The organism is Flavobacterium sp. F52, from assembly GCF_000278705.1.
Lineage (GTDB): Bacteria > Bacteroidota > Bacteroidia > Flavobacteriales > Flavobacteriaceae > Flavobacterium > Flavobacterium anhuiense.
Map to the genome: position 1 here is coordinate 350014 of NZ_AKZQ01000025.1, position 21174 is coordinate 371187.

At 34.7% G+C, this 21174-nt stretch carries 16 protein-coding genes; 6 read left to right on the top strand and 10 right to left on the bottom strand.

All coding sequences use genetic code 11. The features are described from left to right. Positions 1–164: 164 nt before the first annotated feature. From FF52_RS11090 to FF52_RS11110, 5 genes are all read right to left on the bottom strand, one after another. Positions 165–1736 carry a hypothetical protein gene (locus FF52_RS11090; protein ID WP_008465467.1) on the bottom strand — a complete coding sequence of 524 codons (1572 nt, stop codon included), beginning with the start codon at positions 1734–1736 and terminating at the stop codon, positions 165–167. Positions 1737–1821: 85 nt separating this feature from the next. Continuing rightward, on the bottom strand, positions 1822–4611 hold the full coding sequence (locus tag FF52_RS11095) for a TonB-dependent receptor (protein ID WP_008465469.1): 2790 nt from the start codon (positions 4609–4611) through the stop codon (positions 1822–1824). 310 nt (positions 4612–4921) lie between these two features. Next, positions 4922–6772, bottom strand: coding sequence for a glutamine--fructose-6-phosphate transaminase (isomerizing) (gene glmS, locus FF52_RS11100; protein ID WP_008465472.1), 1851 nt, complete (start codon positions 6770–6772; stop codon positions 4922–4924). 9 nt (positions 6773–6781) lie between these two features. Further along, complete coding sequence (locus FF52_RS11105) at positions 6782–8413, bottom strand: DUF4270 domain-containing protein (protein ID WP_008465474.1); 1632 nt, start codon at positions 8411–8413, stop codon at positions 6782–6784. Between the two features lie 21 nt (positions 8414–8434). Then, complete coding sequence (locus FF52_RS11110; protein WP_008465476.1) at positions 8435–9241, bottom strand: glycogen/starch synthase; 807 nt, start codon at positions 9239–9241, stop codon at positions 8435–8437. A 77-nt stretch (positions 9242–9318) separates the two neighbouring features. Here FF52_RS11110 and panC point away from each other — a divergent pair, with 77 nt between their 5' ends. The 5 genes from panC to FF52_RS11135 all read left to right on the top strand — a co-directional run bounded on the left by panC (position 9319) and on the right by FF52_RS11135 (position 15268). Then, positions 9319–10197 (top strand): pantoate--beta-alanine ligase, encoded by an 879-nt coding sequence (gene panC, locus FF52_RS11115; RefSeq protein ID WP_008465477.1) that lies wholly within the window; start codon positions 9319–9321, stop codon positions 10195–10197. Positions 10198–10211: 14 nt separating this feature from the next. Further along, on the top strand, positions 10212–10562 hold the full coding sequence (gene panD / locus FF52_RS11120; RefSeq protein WP_008465481.1) for an aspartate 1-decarboxylase: 351 nt from the start codon (positions 10212–10214) through the stop codon (positions 10560–10562). Positions 10563–10767: 205 nt separating this feature from the next. Beyond that, positions 10768–11922, top strand: coding sequence for an alpha/beta hydrolase (locus FF52_RS11125; protein WP_008465484.1), 1155 nt, complete (start codon positions 10768–10770; stop codon positions 11920–11922). Next, on the top strand, positions 11922–13283 hold the full coding sequence (radA, locus tag FF52_RS11130; protein ID WP_008465486.1) for a DNA repair protein RadA: 1362 nt from the start codon (positions 11922–11924) through the stop codon (positions 13281–13283). The genes FF52_RS11125 and radA overlap by 1 nt, the downstream gene beginning before the upstream one ends. Positions 13284–13303: 20 nt before the next feature. After that, the gene (locus tag FF52_RS11135; protein ID WP_008465488.1) at positions 13304–15268 is read left to right on the top strand and encodes a transglycosylase domain-containing protein; all 1965 of its coding nucleotides are present in this window, start codon (positions 13304–13306) and stop codon (positions 15266–15268) included. A gap of 159 nt (positions 15269–15427) precedes the next feature. Here the strand turns inward: FF52_RS11135 and FF52_RS11140 are convergent, their stop codons facing one another. From FF52_RS11140 to FF52_RS11160, 5 genes are all read right to left on the bottom strand, one after another. After that, on the bottom strand, positions 15428–16465 hold the full coding sequence (locus tag FF52_RS11140; RefSeq protein ID WP_008465490.1) for an aldo/keto reductase: 1038 nt from the start codon (positions 16463–16465) through the stop codon (positions 15428–15430). A 50-nt stretch (positions 16466–16515) separates the two neighbouring features. Continuing rightward, positions 16516–16719, bottom strand: a complete 204-nt coding sequence (locus tag FF52_RS11145; protein WP_008465492.1) for a hypothetical protein — start codon at positions 16717–16719, stop codon at positions 16516–16518. Between the two features lie 281 nt (positions 16720–17000). Further along, on the bottom strand, positions 17001–17255 hold the full coding sequence (locus FF52_RS11150; protein WP_157498583.1) for a hypothetical protein: 255 nt from the start codon (positions 17253–17255) through the stop codon (positions 17001–17003). A 142-nt stretch (positions 17256–17397) separates the two neighbouring features. Continuing rightward, the gene (locus tag FF52_RS11155) at positions 17398–18342 is read right to left on the bottom strand and encodes an OmpA/MotB family protein (RefSeq protein ID WP_008465496.1); all 945 of its coding nucleotides are present in this window, start codon (positions 18340–18342) and stop codon (positions 17398–17400) included. 108 nt (positions 18343–18450) lie between these two features. Then, positions 18451–19212 carry an exodeoxyribonuclease III gene (locus FF52_RS11160; protein WP_008465497.1) on the bottom strand — a complete coding sequence of 254 codons (762 nt, stop codon included), beginning with the start codon at positions 19210–19212 and terminating at the stop codon, positions 18451–18453. 118 nt (positions 19213–19330) lie between these two features. Between FF52_RS11160 and FF52_RS11165 the strand changes: the two genes are divergently transcribed. Beyond that, positions 19331–21133 carry a GNAT family N-acyltransferase gene (locus FF52_RS11165; protein ID WP_008465499.1) on the top strand — a complete coding sequence of 601 codons (1803 nt, stop codon included), beginning with the start codon at positions 19331–19333 and terminating at the stop codon, positions 21131–21133. Positions 21134–21174 lie beyond the last annotated feature (41 nt).

The window sequence follows — 21174 nt, forward strand, 5'->3', positions numbered from 1 at the left end:
TTTTTAAAATATAAAATCAATTTTTTTTTCATAAAAAATAGCATGATTTTGTTTGATTCATAAAACTTGCTTAAAAAATAACTAAAACGGCATTTTTTTAATAAAAGAAAAAACCGCTGCATTCTTAAAAATGAGCGGTTTTTTAAAACTAAAAAATGTTTTTTTTATGGAAGCGTTGCTGGATATTGAATTGGGTATTGCGCCAAATCAACATGACGAAGCGTTGAACCATACTTTTCATTTATTGCATCAATAAAGATATTTGCAATTAACCCATAACCTCTTGCGCTTGGATGAACACCATCTAGAGAAAAAGCTCCACCAGTTGCAAAAGAAGAACTCATTGTGAAATTTCCAAATCTAATTCCTCCATTAGCCAATTGTGACATAGTTGCTCTTGTATCTACAAATGCAAGACCTTTTTCTTTCGCAACAGTTTCAATTGTCACATTATATGCATCTGTCGCTTTTTTAATCTCTGCAATTTCCGTTGAAATTAACACATGCTTATCCTGCAAAGGATAAGATATTCCAAATGCATTTAACGGAGCTGGAGGTGCAATACCAATTCCAGAATTGGCGGCTGTCGGCGCAGTACCAATATCTGCTCTTGTAGTCAACACCACCAAATCAGTTGCTTTAGCTTGTCTAGCTTGCCCAAAAACAGCTCCATAAAAAGCTGCATTCTGTGCCCCTAGTGTCGGAGTAAATGCTGCAGTTAATTGCGCAGACAAATTTGTCAGGGTTTCATCTTTTATCAATAAAGGGCTTGCGCCAGTTTCAGAAAGCAAATTAATTCTGTCTCCAGCATTAAAAGCCGTCAACGCTTGTTTTAATGGGCCATACAATTGTGCATTAAGAGCTTTTATTGTAGCCACACCCACAGCTTCATTATTTTTTCCTATTACTTTGGCTGTAAGCGGATTGTAAGGAACTGTCGTAAAGTGAGGCAAAGTAGTAATATATGGCAGATTTGCAACAACACCTTTTGCTCCTTTTGCTGTTAAAGCAGTTGCCAAATTAGTATATACATTAGCAAAAACTGCTGGATCTGTAATATCACTTGCCCCATAAGTGGCAGGATTCGGATTTCCTGTCTGATCTTTTCCAGTTCCACCAGACGTTGCATATCCCAAAACATCATTACCACCAATAAATAAAGAAAAGAAAGTTGGATCTTGTGCGACAGCATCACCTAAAACTGTAGCAGTACCTGTACTCGAAAACCTTGCATAATATGGATTTGCCAAACCTGCTGCTACACCAGCAACGTTACCGTAGCCTGCCGCTAACAAATGATAACTTTTGGCACCAGGAACACCTAAATTATTAAATGCTCCTGTAAGATGAGCCGTAACTTCTGTAGTTGGCTTTCCTACTACATTTACAGGAGTTTGGGTTGGCCCATCAAAGTACAAACGAGTTCCCGCTATTACATTTCCCCCCAAAAGTAAGCCTCCAATATTATCATTCATTAGCGGCTGCGTAAAAGCTCCGCCGCCTGCAGCTACAAATTGCTGCGCCAAAATATTCGGATATGAATTCTCCTGCCCTTTCTTAAACAAAGCATTATCGCTATAACCTGCCGCAAAAGAATCTCCAAGCGCCACATACTTTGTAAAAACCGCAGATCCAGGAGTTACAGGAACTTCTTCTGGAGCATTATTATCGTCATTGTTACAAGCTGCCATAAAGGTTAATGAAACCAGCAACAGCATTTTTATATTTTTTTTCATGTTAGTACTTTTTAAATTATTACCTCTTCATTTTTCAAATAGTTCCAAAGAAGAAACTATTCCAAATTCACATAAATAATTACTATTACGGATTAATTGTCCATGAAGCAAACCACATTTGACCAATCATACCTGCTCCAATAACCTGAAGATAATCTGACCCGAAAAGATTTGTTGCTCCAACCTTAATAACTGATTTCCATTTTGGAATAGCATAATTCACTTGAGCATCCAAAACTGTATTTTCAGGAATCATACCATCTCCAAAAGAAGACTCCCATAAGTACTCAGAATTCCATCTCACATTAACATTGAAACCTAAATTTTTAATCACTTTTGCATTTCCTAAAGAAGCTTTGATTCTATGTTTTGGAGTATTGAACCCAGCAACGAAATCCGGATCATCTGCCTGATTGAAGTCAAACTGAGCATAATTATAATTCACACCTACTTCAAAATCTTTATACACTTTTTTAGACAATCCAGCACCAAAACCAAAAGAAGAAATTCGAGCAGTTGTATTGGTATAAACCTGATACACTCTTCTATCGCCAAAAGCAAGTGCTTGATAAGTTTGCTGTACAGCAGGATTTGCTGGATCTGTCCCTACGGTTCCATAATAAGGAGAAATAACTCTAGCCGTATTCATGAAATCATTATAAATATTATAGTAAGCATTCAAATCTACAGACAAGTCATTCTGAACCACTGTACGATATCCAGCTTCAAAAGCTTGAACTTGTTCTGGCTTTACCAAACCAATATCTGCTACTTGAAGATCTCCAGGATTAGCAGATGCTGCAAAAGCTTGAACAGAAGCTACTGTATAAGCATTATGATAAGCATTTTGCCCTGACATTCCAATCGTTGCTGGTTGCCCTGCCGCTTGTCCTGCCGCACTTACATTTACTGTTTCCTGAAAACGGTCTAAGTTCTCTGGAGCCGAACCAATTAACGCAAATGGCCCTAAATCTAAACCAATATATTGGTCTTGTGTAGTTGGGTTACGGAAACCTGTTTGATAAGACAATCTGAAGTTATGATTTTTTGATGCTCCAGCAGAATACACAAATGAAATTCTTGGCGAAATATTTCCATCAAAATTCTGACTCTTATCATAACGTAAAGATCCTGTAAACTTCAATCTGTCGTCTAAGAATTTTTTCTGCAATTGAGCATAAGCTCCATATTCTTTATATTCGATCGGACCATCATAATCTGTAAAAATAGTCCCTTCAGAATCCATTACATATTTTCTCCACGAACCTCCTACTTGAACTTCGGCCCATTTAATAATATCTCTAAAATTATAGTTCACATCTGAGTGATATAATTTTGAATGATCAATAAATTTAGCTCCCTGTGTTAAATCTGGATTTTGTATTACAGTTGACAAAGCACTATTAAACTGCGCACTGCCTGGCTCGAATCTTGGAGAACCTGTTGGCTTTGGAATAAATGATATTTGCGCAGGCAAAACATTATAATCAGCAAAGTTTCTTGCAATCTGAGCAGACTCGTTTGCATTGGTTCCCATAACTGCACCTGCATACTGATACGCTGTAGCATAATTTGTAAACCATTCTTGATCTGATTTTGCTGCACGGTTAACATTCCAAGCCGCAAATCTCATATCATAAGAATTTCCAGCATCTTCGCTTGTAAAATATATTCTACCAAAAAAGTTTTTTCCTTTTACTTCAAACTTTCCTTGCTGCATTAAGAAATCTTTCAAAGCATATCTATTTGCTCCTTGATAAATTGTACTTCCAGTACCAATTTTATATTGAAGTATAAATTCTGTATCATCTGCCCAAGGCTTAATATGAGCACTAAAATCAGCTTTCATACTTTGAACCTTATTATCGGTTAAGTCTTGCTCACGATATCCTGTTCTACTAACCTGGCCTACATTTGGAATAAAAGTAGTCACCTCGTCACCATAAATATTCAAACCGTCATAATTCTGATTCATTGCATGCCCAACAGATCCTCCTGTCATACTTCTAGGATCATTTGCAATCCACTCAGAAGCTTCCATGTAAGTGAAATTGGCTTTCATTGCAAAATGTTTCGTAAAAGCTTTTGCCGCTCTAATTCCAAAATCATTATAATCATTTGTTCCTGCAGCATCTTGGCTTGTTTGTCCATATTTGTAGTAAACACTTATTCCTTCATTTGTAAAAGGGCTTTTACTTGTCATAAACATGATTCCATTGAAAGCATTTGCACCATAAAGGGCTGAAGACGCACCAGGTAAAAGCTCCACACTAGCAACGTCAATATCTGACACTCCAATAAGATTTCCTAAAACGAAGTTCAATGCCGGAGACGAGTTATCCATTCCATCTACCAACTGCATGAAACGGGTATTGGCCACTGTAGCAAAACCACGAGTATTTATGGATTTAAAGGAAATACTACTTGTATTAAAGTTTACCTCTTTCAAATTCTCTAAACCATCATAAAAAGTTGGAGCTGTTGTATTTTTTATTTCCTGAAGTCCCATACGCTCAATTGTAACAGGAGATTCAATTACCCTTTCTGGCGTCCTTGAAGCAGAAACCACGATTTCATCCAATTTCGTTTCTTCATCTTTAAGCACCACAATCAATTTTTGATTTGCCGCTGTCACATTAATCGTTTTTGACTCAAACCCGATAGCTGAAACTTTAAGAGAAAAAGGGAGTTTGGTATTTGTTGTCAATTTAAATGTTCCGTCGAAATCAGTGGACGCGCCACTATTATCACCGACCACAACAACATTGGCACCAGGAATAGATTGCTTGTTACTGTCAGTAACCGAACCTGTGATTGTATTCTGCGCAAAAGATACTCCGCTGAATAACAACATAATTAGCAAATAGACTCTCATTAGGGTTAGTTTTATTGTTAGTATATATAGCCAAAATACATAAATATTTTAATATATATAAAAATATGTTAAATAAAATTGATATTTATCACACTTTTGCACAATATTTTAACTATTCACTAATTCATTTTATTAAAATAAAAACAAATAAAACCTACAGAAAAATCAGTTTACTATGCATACATATAATTTTTTATCAAAAAACTGAAAAATTCACAAAAATACATGTCTCCAAAAAAATTTTTGACAATAAAAAAAAGCGAGACTTAAATCTCGCTTTTTTAACATATTTAATATTTTAAAATAGAATCTATTCTACTGTAACCGACTTCGCTAAGTTACGAGGCTGGTCAACATTACAACCTCTCATAACAGCTATGTAATAAGAAAGTAGTTGCAACGGAATTGTTGTAACCAATGGCGATAATGCATCTGAAGTTTCTGGAATTTCAATTACATAATCTGCCAATTCGCGAACTTGAATATCTCCTTTTGTAACTACAGCAATAATTTTACCGCTTCTTGATTTGATCTCCTGAATATTACTTACAATTTTATCGTAATGCCCTTGCTTTGGAGCAATAACAATAACAGGCATAAACTCATCAATTAAAGCAATCGGACCGTGTTTCATTTCGGCAGCCGGATAACCTTCTGCATGAATATATGAAATCTCTTTTAATTTCAAGGCACCTTCTAAAGCTACAGGAAAATTATATCCCCTACCTAAATAAAGGCAGTTTGGCGAATCTTTAAAGGCAGCAGCAATTTCTTTCGCCTTATCATTTGTTTCTAGCGCTTCAGAAACTTTATCTGGAATGATTTCCAATTCTTGAAGATACGTATGGAAATCAGTATTTGACAACGTTCCTTTTGCTTTTCCTAAACGTAAAGCAATCATCGTTAGAACTGTAATCTGAGTAGTAAATGCTTTTGTAGAAGCCACTCCAATTTCTGGTCCTGCGTGTGTATAAGCACCAGCATGGCTTTCTCTAGAAATAGAAGAACCCACTACGTTGCAAACTCCAAACACAAAAGCTCTGTTTTCTTTAGCTAATTTAATAGCAGCCATAGTATCTGCAGTTTCACCAGATTGTGAAATTGCAATAACTACGTCATCTTTATTGATAATTGGGTTTCTGTATCTAAACTCAGAAGCATATTCTACCTCTACAGGAATACGTGTAAATTCCTCAAAGATATATTCTGCCACTAAACCTGCATGCCATGAAGTTCCACACGCTACGATTAGAATACGTTTTGCATTTAAGAATTTCTCCAAATTATCTTCAACCCCAGCCATCTGAACAATTCCTTCATTTGCATGAAGTCTTCCTCTGTAAGTATCTTTAATTACACTTGGCTGCTCGTAGATTTCCTTAAGCATGAAATGATCATACCCTCCTTTTTCAATCTGCTCCAAGTTCATTTGAAGTTCTTGAATATACGGATCTACTAAAGAGTCATCTTGGATTTTTCTGATTTTAATTGGCTTATGCAATCTGATATTAGCCATTTCGCCATCTTCTAAATAAACTGCATTAGAAGTATATTCAATAAATGGTGAAGCATCGGAAGCAACAAAATATTCTCCTTCTCCAACTCCAATTGCCAACGGACTTCCTAATCTTGCCGCTACAAGTTCGTTTGGATTCTTTTTATCAAAAACAGCAATTGCATACGCACCAACAACTTGATTCAATGCAATCTGAACCGCTTTCCCTAATTTAATATTTTCTTTCTTTTGAACCTCTTCTATTAAATTAACTAAAACCTCAGTATCTGTATCCGATTTAAAAGTATAACCTCTTTTGATAAGCTCCTCTTTCAAAGGCGCATAATTCTCAATAATTCCGTTATGAATGATTGCCAAATCCCCAGAATTAGAAAGATGAGGATGAGAATTCACGTCATTTGGAACCCCGTGAGTTGCCCAACGCGTGTGTCCAATTCCAATAGTTCCGTTTGTTGTAAAACCTTCATTGGCTTTAGCTTCAAGATCGGAAACCTTTCCTTTTGTTTTGCAAACTTTAATGCCCGACTCTTCGTCATATAGCATAACACCGGCACTGTCATATCCTCTGTACTCAAGACGCTTCAAGCCCTTAATTACAATTGGATATGCGTCTCTATGACCGATATATCCAACAATTCCACACATATATATTTATTAATTTGGTTTCGTGTAGTATACTTCAAGTTTCAATCTTTTATCTTCCGGAATAGAGGCTTTTCCGCCATATAAGATTGTACCCAAAGGATTCATAACTGATGTTCTCGGCACTGCCGACATGATATCATTTTTATTCTTCAACGCATTAAACGCAATTGTTGACGAGCTTTGAGAAACCACCAGTCCTAAATCAACATTTTTAGCCGTCGCATCTTTAATCAAGTTACGAATATGGCCTGTGATTCTAATTTTATAATTTTTCCCTCTTTTATCAGATCCGACAGTAATAAGCCCTCCATAAGTCGAAGAAGCATCTGTAGAATAATCTGCTAAAACGGCATTATTTGTCAAATCATACAAATACACTCTATTTGGCTCTTCTGTACCAGCCATTTTATCGGCATCAATATAGAATACTAAATTAGCTTCGTTAACCTTCCAATTCTTTACCACAGCATTACTCCTCATTTCATCCAATTGATCCGGAACACCATTTGCTCCGCTTACCGGCTCACCTTTAGAATTATAACTCAATACATCCGTCGGATTAAAAAGCCTTACAACAGCTAGAGATCCTTGCCCGCCTTTTAAATAAAGCTTTTCATCCCCATCCGTTTTATTTACATTTGTAATTATAGCGCTCGCAAAATCTGGATTTCGGACATCTTCAAGAAAATTGGCCGTACTACTGGTCGCTGACGAAAGGCCCTTTAAATTCAAAACAATTGTCTTTTCTTCTGTAGCATTGGCATCGTCTGTTGTAGACTCTGTTTTTGCTTTGTATTTAATTGTAACTTTACCTTCGCTAAAATTCATCAAGGCCATATTAGCAGGATTTGATCCAGATCTTTCAACATTAAAATACAAACCTCTAAAATACTCCTGAAAAACATCCTCTGCAGAAAGTTTCGTGGTAGCCGCGTTTAATATCTTACTTTGGAAAAAATCTTTATTAAGCTGTAGCGTCATTTGAGGTTTTTTCCTTTCAGTTGTTTCTTTTTTAGTATCAGGATCAATTGTTTTTATAACAATTTCTTTTGCATCAAAAAAGAACTCATCATTTTGCAAGATATCTCCATCGTTTAATCTTGCTCCTACTTTTTTATTATTAAATTCAGCATTTTGATCTGTATAATAAAACTGCGGCAATTGACTACCTCCACTAAAGTAACTAGTTCTCATCTGGATTCCAGACTCATAAACGCTTAACTTCAACTTTCCATTTTTATCTCCATAAATAGAATCTAGTTCATATGTACTATTCCCTTCATTATCTGTAGCCGTTACATGACTGTAATACGGAATTTCAAGTACAGCACTTTCAATTACAGGAGACTCTCCAATTGTTGGAGAATAAGAAACAAGACCAACCTGAGTTACGAAATTAGCAGTTGTAGTTCCAAAAAGTGGATTATCAAAAATACCAAGAGCATTTGGCGTCATACTATTCGACTGAATAGGAGTAACTTCTTGATTAAAAGCTAAAACATCATATTTTTCGGATTCAAGTCCAAAGTGATCATCTCCAACCAAACCATCACCAATCGCATTAAAATCTTTGTCGCAAGAATATAGAAAAACAGCCATTACAGCCAAAAGAGATTTCTTAAAAAAAGAAGTTTTATACATGTCTAATAATAAAATTAAAATTTAAAGTCCAAATGTTCTGTAGAAATTTGTATAAGCGTCAGCAAATCCATCTTTCCCGGCGAAAGGTAAAAAAGGTTTTCCTGAAGATTCTATAAATTTTGTTAAACTTGGAGAAACATTTTCTGATGCAATAATTACACCGTCAGAATGTAAGATGCTAGCTTTTAAAACATTCTCGTAATTTGGAGTTTCTAAATCTGATACAGCTTCATGAGGAACACCGTCAAATTTAACTTTATTGATCATTTCTAAATCTAAATTTTCATCAAACGATTGTCCGTAAACAGAAGTGATGATTTTAGTTTCAGAAAACAATGCTTCATGTTTATAATAATGCTTCATATAAATTGGCAGCATTGCTGCTAGCCAGCCATGAACATGTATAATATCTGGAACCCAGTTCAATTTTTTAACCGTCTCTACAACACCTTTTGCAAAGAAAATAGCTCTTTCGTCATTATCAGGATACAAAGCACCTTCTTCGTCAGTAAAAGTAGCTTTACGTTTGAAATATTCATCATTATCAATAAAATAGACTTGGATTCTTTCTTTCGGAATCGATGCTACTTTAATAATCAATGGCATGTCTAAGTCATTCACTACCAAATTCATCCCTGAAAGTCTAATCACTTCATGCAATTGGTGTCTTCTCTCATTGATATTCCCATATCTTGGCATGAAAATTCTTATCTGACCGCCTTGGTCATTAATCATTTTCGGAACGTCATAAGACATTAAAGAAACCTCATTTTCAGCCAAATAAGGCACGACTTCAGATGATACGTATAATATCCTCTTATCTTTCATAATAGTATTTTACTTAATTTTGGTAATAAAAACGTCGCAAAATTACAAAATTTTATGCAGTTTATAACTAATATATTATGTTTGCACTAAATTTTAATAATACCTCAATGCATATTTTCTACAGTAAAGCAGCGTTGATAGCCTATCTTAAAACTATCAAAACCTCAAATTCAACTATCGGATTTGTGCCAACAATGGGCGCTTTACACCAAGGACATTTGGCTTTAATGCAACGTTCGCTAAAAGAAAACGACGACACAGTAGTGAGCATTTTTGTCAATCCAACACAGTTTAACAACCCGGAAGATTTAGCAAAATATCCTAGGACACTAGAAGAAGATGTTAAGAAAATGCGTACATTAAGTGACAAAATCATTTTATACGCTCCTTCTGTTGATGATATTTATGAAGGAAATACCGTTTCGCAGACTTTCGATTTTGACGGATTAGAAAACCAGATGGAAGGAAAATTCAGACCTGGTCATTTCAATGGGGTGGGAACAATCGTGAAAAGACTTTTTGAAATTGTAACCCCAACAAATGCTTATTTTGGAGAAAAAGATTTTCAGCAACTTCAAATTGTTAAAAAATTAGTCGAAAAAACAGGATTACCGGTAAACATTGTGGGATGCCCTATTTTTAGAGAAGAAAATGAGCTGGCAATGAGTTCACGTAATGAACGTTTAACATCTCAGGAAAGAAAAGACGCTTCAATTATCTACAAAACCTTGACTGAAGCAAAAGAGATTTTTCAAAATAATAGCCCGCAAGAAACAATAGAGTTTGTAGAAAATTCTTTCAAAGGCAACAAAGAATTTGAATTGGAATATTTTGTTATTGCTGACGAATCTACACTTTTACCTATCAATCAAAAAGAGAATGACAAAAAATATCGCGCATTTATAGCGGTATTTGTTAATTCTATAAGACTGATAGACACCATTTCATTAAATTAATCTAACTTTGCATCATGCAAATTCAAGTTATAAAATCAAAAATTCATCGTGTTAAAGTAACTGGAGCCGATTTAAATTATATTGGCAGCATTACTATTGATGAAACATTACTAGAAGCTTCAAATATTATTGAAGGCGAAAAAGTATCTATTGTTAACATTAATAATGGCGAACGTTTTGAAACTTACGCTATTAAGGGTGAGAAAAATTCAGGCGAAATCACTTTGAATGGTCCAGCTGCAAGAAAAGTTCAGAAAGATGACATCATCATTATCATTTCTTACGCAACATTGGACTTTGAAGAAGCGAAAACCTTCAAACCGTGGATTATTTTCCCTAATGAAAATGACAATTCTTTAACCTAAACCAATTCTTTCTTTTTAAGAATTTACTTTCTTTGTCAAAAGCTATTTTTGCACAAGGTATTCTTCTTTTGTCTCAATCCAAAAAAGATTCTGACGCTAAAACACTGTGCTTCAATTTTTACCCCATTTAAGAAAGAAGCAAATAAAATAGTATATTGCTACACTATTTTCCAATACTTTTTAATTTACTGAAATGCCACAAATCATGAAAAAAGTTTACCTACTGACACTTTTGATTTCGTTCTCGTCGTTTGCCCAAAAAACGTTCGATAATATTAAATCAGAAAAACTGGGAGAAGAACGTAGAATTACGATTGGACTTCCTGCTTCTTATGAAGCAAACAAAGACAAAAAATATCCTGTTCTTTATTTATTGGATGGAGATTACTTATTTGATCCGTTTTCTGGAGCCGTAAGTTATGGAACTTATTGGGATGATATTCCAGAAATGATTATCATCGGGATTCATCAAAACAAAGACGAAGAACGCTACGATGACACAACAATTGATCAAAATGAAGGTCTTCCTTTTGAAAAAGGAGCAAAATTTTTCGAATTCATTGGAGCAGAATTAATTCCATACATTGAAAAAAAATACCGCACCTCGCCTTTCAGACTTATTGCAGGTCATGATGTAACAGCGAGTTTTGCTAATTTTTATTTGTACAAAGAAATTCCACTTTTTAACGCTTACATCTGTTTAAGCCCCGAGCTTGCCCCAAAAATGGAAGTGCGTATTGCTGAGAAGTTTGCCAAAATAAAAAGCCCAATTTTCTATTATCTTTCTGCTGGAGAAGGTGATATTAAGAAAATTAAAGAACCGATAGATAAATTAAACAGCAATATTAAAATTGCCAATAATCCGTTAGTGAATTATAAATACGATGTATTCAAAGGTGCAACACATTATACAGAAGTTTTGCATTCTATACCAAGTGCATTGTACCAGATTTTTGAAGTATACCGACCTATAAATTCTGCCGAATACAACGACAAAATTGCAGTTCTTCAAACAGGTTATGCAGAATATTTAGAAAAAAAATATGCAGCTATGTCTGAAGTTTTAGGAGTTCAAATTCCTGTTCGAATGAGCGATTTCAAAGTAATGGAAAATCTTATTTTAAAGAGAAATGCTTATGATGAATTGGGAAAAATGGCTGAAATTGGAAATGTAAATTATCCAAAAGCCATGTTGGGAGAATATGAATTAGGTTTGATGTACGAAAAAATGGGTGATCCTAAACACGCTTCAAAAAAATACCAAAACGCTTCGCAAATGGAGCCAATTGGCGATTTGAACAAAGACTTGATGTATGAGAAAATTGACGAAATGAATACACTTGCTAAAAAAAGTAAATAATGTCAAAAGTTAAAACTTCCTTTTTCTGCCAAAACTGCGGAACCCAATATGCCAAATGGCAAGGGCAATGCAACGCGTGCAAAGAATGGAATACGATAGCCGAAGAAATTATCCAGAAACAGGATAAAGTAGCTTGGAAAAGCGAGCCTACTCAAACAAGCAAAGCACCAAAGCCTTTAAAAATTAACGAAATTGATTCTACTCAGGAAGTTCGAATGGACACTACTGATAGCGAATTGAATCGTGTTTTAGGCGGCGGACTTGTTCCTGGATCTTTAACGCTTTTGGGCGGAGAACCCGGCATCGGAAAAAGTACACTTTTACTTCAAGTATCATTAAAGTTACCTTATAAAACATTATACGTTTCTGGAGAAGAAAGCCAGAAACAAATAAAAATGCGTGCGGAAAGAATTACGCCAAATAGCGATAACTGCTATATTCTAACCGAAACTAAAACGCAGAACATTTTCAAACAGATTGAAACCATTCAGCCTGAAGTTGTCATTATAGACTCGATTCAAACTTTACATACCGATTATATCGAATCTACTGCGGGAAGCATTTCCCAGATTCGCGAAACCACTGCAGAGTTGATCAAATTTGCTAAGGAAAGCAACATTCCAGTAATTTTGATTGGCCATATTACCAAAGACGGAAATATTGCAGGACCAAAAATTTTGGAACACATGGTTGATACCGTTTTGCAGTTTGAAGGCGATCGAAACCATATTTATCGAATTTTACGTTCGCTTAAAAACCGTTTTGGTTCAACTTCCGAACTTGGTATTTATGAAATGCTGGGAAGCGGTTTGCGTGAAGTAAGCAATCCTTCCGAAATTCTGATTTCACATAAAGACGAAGAACTTTCGGGAACTGCAATTGCCACAACTTTAGAAGGCATGCGACCGTTGATGATTGAAATACAATCTTTGGTTAGCACCGCAGTTTACGGAACTCCACAGCGAAGCACAACCGGCTATAACGCAAAAAGACTAAACATGATTCTCGCAGTATTAGAAAAAAGAGCTGGATTCCGTTTAGGCGCAAAAGATGTTTTCCTAAATGTTACAGGAGGAATTTCTGTTGATGATCCTGCCATTGACTTGGCCGTTGTCGCTGCGATTTTATCTTCAAACGAAGATATTCCTGTTGGAAAAGGTTTTTGTTTTGCTGGTGAAGTTGGTTTATCTGGTGAAATCCGCCCTGTAAATCGTGTGGATCAGCGCATTCAGGAAGCTGAAAAATTAGGTTTTGATACTATCTTTGTTTCGAAATACAATAAAATTGCTTTAAAAAACACAGGAATTAAAATTGAACTTGTTGCAAAAATTGAAGATGTTGCCAGCATTCTTTTTGGCTGATTTCAAATACCACCCCTTCTATGAATTTTCCAAAACAAAAAATATACAAGGCATTAAAAATACTAGGAATAGTAATTTTAGTGCTTTGCATTGGACTGTATTATTTTCGTAATTCACTTTTAAAACAGGCCATTGCAAAAGTTACTCACAAAATGGCTGTTCAATACAACAGTAATTTTTCTGTAGAATCAGCTTCTTTTGATGGTTTATCGACCATAAAATTGACAGATGTTGTTCTGGCTCCAATAAATGCTGACACACTTGTCAAAATAAAAAATGTTGAAACCAGCATCAGTTTAAGCAATTTATTAATTGGAGATGTTCAGGTTGGGACTTTAAAAGTAGACAATGGCTATATTCAATTAGTAAAAAAAGGAAAAAAAAGAAACTTTGATGCTTTCTTAAAAAGAGATCGCGAAGAAACAGAATCTAACGAAAAACGCAAATATGCTTCGTTTGCTTATAGAATCATTTCTAAAGTCTTAAACTTGGTTCCAACTGATATGGATTTGAAAAACTTCAAGTTCAAAATCGATGACAACGGAAAACAAACCAATATTGATGTAGATAAACTAGTTTTAAGCAATAAACAACTCGAAACCAATCTTCATGTTCAAGCAAAAGATTTTGATCAGCGTTGGAATATTAAAGGTTTTGCAGACCCAAGAAATAAAAAAGCAGACATTCGCTTTTTCAATTTAGACACAGGAGCTATTCGTGTTCCGTATTTGGATCAGCGTTATAACTTAAAAGCAAGTTTTGATTCGATTCGATTGAATGTTCAAAACATTGATAAAAGCGGAAGCGAGTTGCATATTGATGGCTACACCTCAATTGCCAATCTTAAAATCAATCATCCAAAAATTGCCAGCAAAGATGTTATAATAAAAAATGCCCGTTTTGATTATCGCTTCTTATTGGGAGACAGTTTCATTTCGATTGACAGTACTTCGACAATGCAGTTGAACAAAATCAAAGTTCGTCCTTATATTTCTTATGATACTGAAAAAGACACTATTTATAAGCTGAAAGTAAACATTCCGAAAATGAAGGCACAGGATTTTATCGTTTCGCTGCCTGACGGATTATTTACACATTTTCAGGGAATGCAGGCAACTGGAAATTTCGATTACAAATTGGATTTCAAATTCAATAAAAATAAACCCAATACACTTGTTTTTGACAGTAAACTCAACAAAGAAGATTTAAGAATCACCAAATATGGCGAAGCCGATTTGAATAAACTAAACGGAGAATTTGTTTATCGCGCCATTATTCAGAATGTATTGCAACGACCAGTTTTGGTTGGAACAGGAAATCCAAACTATACGCCTTTAGACCAAATTTCGCCTTATTTAAGAAAATGTGTTTTAACGACAGAAGATCCTTCTTTCTTTTCACATCGCGGATTCATTAACGAAGCTTTCAAGCAGTCGATTCTAAAAAACATTAGAACGAAGAAATTCTCTCGTGGAGCCAGCACGATTAGTATGCAGTTGATTAAAAATGTTTTCTTGACTAGAGAAAAAACGCTTTCGCGAAAGCTTGAAGAAATTCTTTTGGTTTATATTTTGGAAAACAACCGAATTGTAAGCAAGGAAAGAATGCTGGAAGTATATTTCAACATTATTGAATGGGGACCAAATGTGTACGGAATTGGAGAAGCGAGTCATTTTTATTTCCAAAAAAGCCCAGCCGACTTGAATGTAGATGAATGTTTGTACTTGGCAACGATTATTCCGAAACCAAGAAAATTCATGTATCAATTTAATGATGAAGGAAACTTAAAAGATTACGCCATTAAAAACCAGAAATTCTTGAAGAATTTGATGTTTAGAAGAGGACTTTTAGTTCCTGAAGATACCATTGGAATTTTACCTGTTTACATTTCTGGAAATGCTCGTTCGTTAATCAAAATAAAAATTCCAGATTCGACAGCAATCAAAGCAGACTCTTTGGCTGTTGATGATGAATTTGATTTATAGTTACTTCATAATTTAACCGCAAGGTTCGCAAAGATTTACGCTAAGGTCGCAATGTTTTAATTAAGATTGTAAAATAAAAGCACACAAAGATTTTTTAATCCTATTAAAAGAAAATCTTTGTGTGCTTTGCGTAAATCTTTGCGAACCTTGCAATTAAATTTAAGGAGCAGGATCTGGAATCATAGCCTGAACCGCATCAATTTCTGCTAAGATTTGCTTAGAAAGCGTAACATCAATCGTATCAATATTTTCTTTTAATTGCTCCATAGTTGTAGCTCCGATAATAGCACTTGTCAAGAATGGCTGTTGCAATACAAATCCCATCGCCAATTGTGTTAACGTTAAACCATGTTTTTTCGCGATTTCCTGATACAATTTAGTCGCTTCAGTACATTGGTCGCTATTGTAACGTTTGTATTGCGGAAAAAGGTTAATTCTAGCTTTCGGGTGACTTTCTCCAGTCAAGAATTTTCCAGTCAAAACTCCGAAGGCTAAAGGAGAATATCCTAACAATCCAACATTTTCATATTTTGAAACTTCTGCCGAATTCACTTCAAATAAACGATTCAATAAAGAATACGGATTCTGAACAGTTTTAATTCTTGGCAGATTGTTGTATTTGCTTTCTTCCAGAAGACGCATCATTCCCCAAGCATTTTCATTAGAAACTCCAATGTGTTTGATTTTACCTTCTTTGATTAATACGTCAAAAGTTTCCAAAATTTCTCTGAAATTATCTTCCCAAACATCATCGTGTCCGTGAAAAGCGCGTGTTCCAAAATTATTCGTTTTTCTTTCCGGCCAATGCATTTGATACAAATCAATATAATCTGTCTGCAGTCTTTTTAAACTGTTTTCAACTGCATATTTAATGCTTGCTGGCGAAAAATCCAGTTTCTCGCGCATATATCCAAAATTCGGATTTGGTCCAGCAATTTTAGAAGCCAAAATCACTTTATCGCGATTTCCAGATTTTTTAAACCAAGTTCCAATAATTTTTTCAGTGCTTCCGTAAGTCGCTTCACTCGCTGGAACCGAATACATTTCGGCTGTGTCAAAGAAATTAACTCCTCTTTCAAGAGCATAATCCATTTGTTCGTGTCCTTCTGCTTCTGTATTTTGCTGCCCGAAAGTCATCGTTCCAAGGCATATTTTACTAACTTTTATATCGGTATTAGGTAATGTAGTGTATTTCATTTTTTTTTAAGGTTCAAAGTTGCAAAGAGACAAAGTTACAAAGGGATTTTTCAAATTAGGATTTGAAAAAGGTTAAAAAAACTACAAGATTTTTTTGATCTCTCCTCCAAGGTTTCCAAAACCTTGGTAGGTGTTTCTTTTATTATAAACAAATCTATACCCATAAGGTTTTGGAAACCTTGTAGAAAAGAAAAAGGCTCAAAAGTAAAAACCTTTGAGCCTTTGCATCTTTGCCACTTTGAACCTAAGTTCATTTTAAGCTTTTTAATGGATTTTGAAATGTGTTGAAAATTCTAACAATAAAAACAGAATCTTCTTTGATTTTATATAGAATTTTAAAATTTCTAACCACAATTCTACGGCAATCTATTCTATATTCATCGAATTGAAATTGCTCGGCAAAAATGATATTGTTCGCACTATTAAATAATTCGTCTCTAACTTTTAATGCCGTTTCTTTCGAATATTTACTTTAAATTCAAAATAAATTTCCTTCAAATCTAATTTTGCATGCTCTGACCAAAAAACTGTTGGTTTATTCATTATCCCAATCTTTCATTTCTTTTGACAAATCTTGACTTGAAATTATGCGATTGTATTTAATATCCTCTAAACCTTCTTCTACTTTATTATGATAATCAATTAATGTCACAGGATTTCCTTTCGCATCATACGAAACCACTTCATTTAAATAATTATCAAATACAGAAGAAACAATTCGCAGAACTCTTTCGTCAGCCAAATCCAATTGATTCTTTATTTTCTCTTTTAATTCTGGAAGTCCCATCATTCTTTAATTTATAAAAACCAAAGTTACAAAATTTTAAACTCCAATAATCAAATCTCGAATTCCAAAAGCAAAAAGGCTCAAAGTAGAACTTTGAGCCTTTTCTTTAAATCTTAGCATCTTAGAACCTTGGCAACTCAGGATTTTAATTAATACTATTAAGCATCTCAGCAATCTCATCCAATCTTGGAGTCAAGATAATTTCGATTCTACGGTTTTTAGCTTTTCCTTCTGGAGTTGCGTTGCTCGCTAGAGGAGAAAACTCGCTACGTCCTGCTGCAGTTAATTTTTGTTTATTTATTTTAGGATTCTCGCTTAAAATCGCAACGATTGCAGTTGCTCTTTTTGTCGATAAATCCCAGTTGTTTGCAATTGGTCCAGAACCAGCGTACGGATCATCGTCTGTATGTCCTTCAATCAAAACAGAAAGATCTGGATTATCACCTAAAACTTTTCCAAGTTCTACAACTGCTTTTCTACCTTCGGCGCCAACAGCCCAGCTTCCTGAATTGAAAAGCAATTTGTTTTCCATAGAAACATATACTTTTCCATTTTTATGTTCCACTGTCAAACCTTTACCTTCAAAACCAGTTAAAGCTTTAGATAAAGTTTCTTTCAGTTTACGCATTGCTTCTTCTTTTGCTGCAATCATATCTTCAAGTTCTTTCAAACGATTAGCCGTTTTATCCAAACGAGCTTGCTCATCTGCAAGAGCTTTTCCTTTTGCTTCCAACTGCGCTAATAATTCACGGTTTTTAGCCATGTTTTTCTCTAATGCATCATTGCTGTTTTTTTCCAATGCATTATAAGAATCCTGAAGCACTTTGTATTTCTTTTGCTCGGCAGCAAGATCAGCTTTTTGTTTTGCCAAATCATCATTAGCATTTGCTAAATCTTTAGTCAATTTATCACGATCGGTTTCTAACTGATTCTTTGCTTTCTTTAAACTTTCGTTTTCATCAGCAATAGAACGGTTTTCTTTTTTCAAATCAGAATATTTGGTTTCAAGATCATTGTAAATTTTCTTAGAAACACATGAAGTCGTGGACAAGGCTAATGCTAGTAATCCGATGGAGGCTTTTTTAATCATCTCTTTAATTGGTTTTTATTTTGGGCGTTTAATAATTTTTAAATTTCAAAATTCAATGCCAATTGCAATTTTAAAACTTAAACTTTTCAGCAAGAACAATACCAAAAATTAATCTATCTCAACTAAAATCGGGCAATGATCTGAATGCATAGCATCTGGAAGTATAACAGCTCTTTTTAACCTGTCCTCTAAAACATTACTTACCAAATTATAATCAATACGCCAACCTTTGTTATTTCCTCTTGCTCCAGCACGGTAACTCCACCAAGAATAATGATGCGGTTCTTTGTTGAAATGACGGAAACTATCGATAAAGCCAGATTTCATGAAGGCATCCAACCAAGCGCGTTCTGCAGGAAGAAATCCTGAAACCGTTTTATTGCGAACCGGATCATGAATGTCTATCGCTTCGTGACAGATGTTATAATCTCCGCAGATAATCAGATTGGGAACCGTAAGTTTTAATTCATTAATATAATTTTGAAAATCATCCATAAACATAAATTTATGATCTAGCCTTTCAATGTTTGTTCCAGATGGAAGATATAAACTCATTACCGAAACATCATCAAAATCTGCACGAAGATTTCTTCCCTCAAAATCCATGTGATGAATTCCTGTTCCGTAAACAATATTATTCGGTTTTGTTTTAGAAAGAATTGCTACTCCGCTGTACCCTTTTTTGGTTGCAGGATAGTAATATTGAAACGGATAACCTGCTGCAGTAATATCATCTACCGGAATTTGATCCTGTGTAGCTTTTATTTCCTGAAGACATATTACGTCAGGATTTGCTTGTTGCAGCCATTCGATAAAGCCTTTGTTTATTGCCGCTCTAATTCCGTTTACATTATAAGAAATAATTTTCATCAGTGATTTTTTTAGGATTCCAAATGTAATAAAAAAGTGCAAAGTTTATCTTGGAAACAATGAAAAGTAGACTTTTTTGTTATCTTTGTTCGCTGTTCTAATAAATTAAAAGTAGTACATGGGTTTAGTTACCGCGAAAGAAGTTGCAAAGGCAATAAATGTTGAAAAGTACGGAGTTTTCGGTACCTTTTCTGGCTGGATTCTTATGAAGGTTCTTAAGATCTCGACCCTTAATAAAATTTACGATCGTAATAAACATTTGGAAGACCTTGACTTTTTGAATGGAATTTTGGACGAAATGGAAATTAAGTTCGAAATCCCTGAAGAAGATTTAAAACGTCTGCCAAAAGATGGTGCGTACATCACCATTTCTAATCATCCGCTTGGAGGAATTGATGGAATTCTGCTTTTGAAATTAATGCTTGAAAGAGAGCCAAATTTCAAAATCATTGCCAATTTCTTATTACATAGAATTGTTCCGATGAAAAAATACATTATGCCGGTTAATCCTTTTGAAAATCATAAGGATGCAAAATCGAGTGTAATTGGTATCAAAGAAACATTACGTCATTTGAGCGACGGAAAACCTTTAGGAATTTTTCCTGCGGGTGAAGTTTCAACTTACAAAGATGGCAAATTAGTAGTGGACAAACCTTGGGAAGAAGGTGCTATTAAACTAATCAGAAAAGCCAAAGTTCCGGTTGTTCCTATTTACTTTCATGCCAAAAACAGTAAATTATTCTACTGGCTTTCTAAAATTGATGATACTTTACGTACTGCAAAATTACCTTCTGAACTTTTAACACAAAAAGACCGCGTTATTAAAGTGCGTATTGGAAAACCGATTTCTGTAAGTGAACAAAATGAAATTGAATCTTTTGAAGAATACTCAGAATTCTTAAGAAAGAAAACCTATATGCTGGCTAATCCGTTTGAAAAAGACACTAAACTGATTGACACCGCGAGCCTTAAAATACCTAAAGCGCCTAAAAAAATTGTTACGCCTGCAAGCGAATCAAAATTGATTGATGAAGTTCAAGCATTACGTGATAGTGACAGCAGGTTTTTACAAAGCAAAAATTATGAAGTTTTCTTTGCAAGCGCAAAGGAAATTCCGAATATTTTACATGAAATTGGACGTTTACGGGAAATTACTTTCCGTGAAGTTGGTGAAGGAACAAACGAATCTATTGATATTGACGAATACGATCAATATTATCACCATATGTTTTTATGGGATGATGAAACAAAAAAAATCGCCGGTGCCTATCGTATGGGATTAGGTTCTGAAATCTATCCAAAATACGGAATTGAAGGTTTTTATCTGACAGACCTTTTCAGATTTGAACCAGAATTGCATGATATGATGCACAAATCGATCGAAATGGGTCGTGCGTTTATCGTAAAAGAATATCAGCAAAAACCAATGCCTTTATTCTTGTTATGGAAAGGTATTATCCATACTACTTTGCGTCATCCTGAACACAAATATTTGGTTGGCGGAGTAAGTATCAGTAATCAGTTTTCAGATTTCTCTAAATCATTGATGATTGAGTTTATGAAATCGAATTATTACGATCCGTATATTGCGCAATACATTCACCCTAAGAAAGCGTACAAAGTAAAACTGAAAGACGCTGACAAAGATTTTATTTTTGACGAAGCAGAATCTGATTTGAATAAGTTTGACAAAATCATTGATGAATTGGAACCAGGAAACTTACGTCTGCCTGTTTTAATTAAGAAATACATCAAACAAAATGCGAGAGTAGTAGCTTTCAACGTTGATCCATTATTCAATAATGCAATTGATGGTTTAATGTACATTAGAATTGCAGATATTCCAGAAAGCACAATGAAACCTGTAATTGAAGAGTTTCAAATCGAATTAGAAAAGAAATTATCTGAAAAAGAAGATTAATAAAACTTAAAAAGCCGTTTCAAAAAATTGAAACGGCTTTT

Excerpts from the sequence above, each read along its gene's own strand:
- FF52_RS11135 (WP_008465488.1), top strand. The coding sequence starts at position 13,304 with ATGAATTTTCCAAAACAAAAAATATACAAGGCATTAAAAATACTAGGA.
- panD (WP_008465481.1), top strand. The coding sequence starts at position 10,212 with ATGCAAATTCAAGTTATAAAATCAAAAATTCATCGTGTTAAAGTAACT.
- FF52_RS11105 (WP_008465474.1), bottom strand. The coding sequence starts at position 8,413 with ATGTATAAAACTTCTTTTTTTAAGAAATCTCTTTTGGCTGTAATGGCT.
- FF52_RS11110 (WP_008465476.1), bottom strand. The coding sequence starts at position 9,241 with ATGAAAGATAAGAGGATATTATACGTATCATCTGAAGTCGTGCCTTAT.
- FF52_RS11160 (WP_008465497.1), bottom strand. The coding sequence starts at position 19,212 with ATGAAAATTATTTCTTATAATGTAAACGGAATTAGAGCGGCAATAAAC.
- FF52_RS11165 (WP_008465499.1), top strand. The coding sequence starts at position 19,331 with ATGGGTTTAGTTACCGCGAAAGAAGTTGCAAAGGCAATAAATGTTGAA.
- FF52_RS11145 (WP_008465492.1), bottom strand. The coding sequence starts at position 16,719 with ATGAACTTAGGTTCAAAGTGGCAAAGATGCAAAGGCTCAAAGGTTTTT.
- FF52_RS11140 (WP_008465490.1), bottom strand. The coding sequence starts at position 16,465 with ATGAAATACACTACATTACCTAATACCGATATAAAAGTTAGTAAAATA.
- FF52_RS11125 (WP_008465484.1), top strand. The coding sequence starts at position 10,768 with ATGAAAAAAGTTTACCTACTGACACTTTTGATTTCGTTCTCGTCGTTT.
- FF52_RS11150 (WP_157498583.1), bottom strand. The coding sequence starts at position 17,255 with ATGATGGGACTTCCAGAATTAAAAGAGAAAATAAAGAATCAATTGGAT.
- radA (WP_008465486.1), top strand. The coding sequence starts at position 11,922 with ATGTCAAAAGTTAAAACTTCCTTTTTCTGCCAAAACTGCGGAACCCAA.
- FF52_RS11090 (WP_008465467.1), bottom strand. The coding sequence starts at position 1,736 with ATGAAAAAAAATATAAAAATGCTGTTGCTGGTTTCATTAACCTTTATG.
- FF52_RS11155 (WP_008465496.1), bottom strand. The coding sequence starts at position 18,342 with ATGATTAAAAAAGCCTCCATCGGATTACTAGCATTAGCCTTGTCCACG.
- glmS (WP_008465472.1), bottom strand. The coding sequence starts at position 6,772 with ATGTGTGGAATTGTTGGATATATCGGTCATAGAGACGCATATCCAATT.
- FF52_RS11095 (WP_008465469.1), bottom strand. The coding sequence starts at position 4,611 with ATGAGAGTCTATTTGCTAATTATGTTGTTATTCAGCGGAGTATCTTTT.
- panC (WP_008465477.1), top strand. The coding sequence starts at position 9,319 with ATGTTTGCACTAAATTTTAATAATACCTCAATGCATATTTTCTACAGT.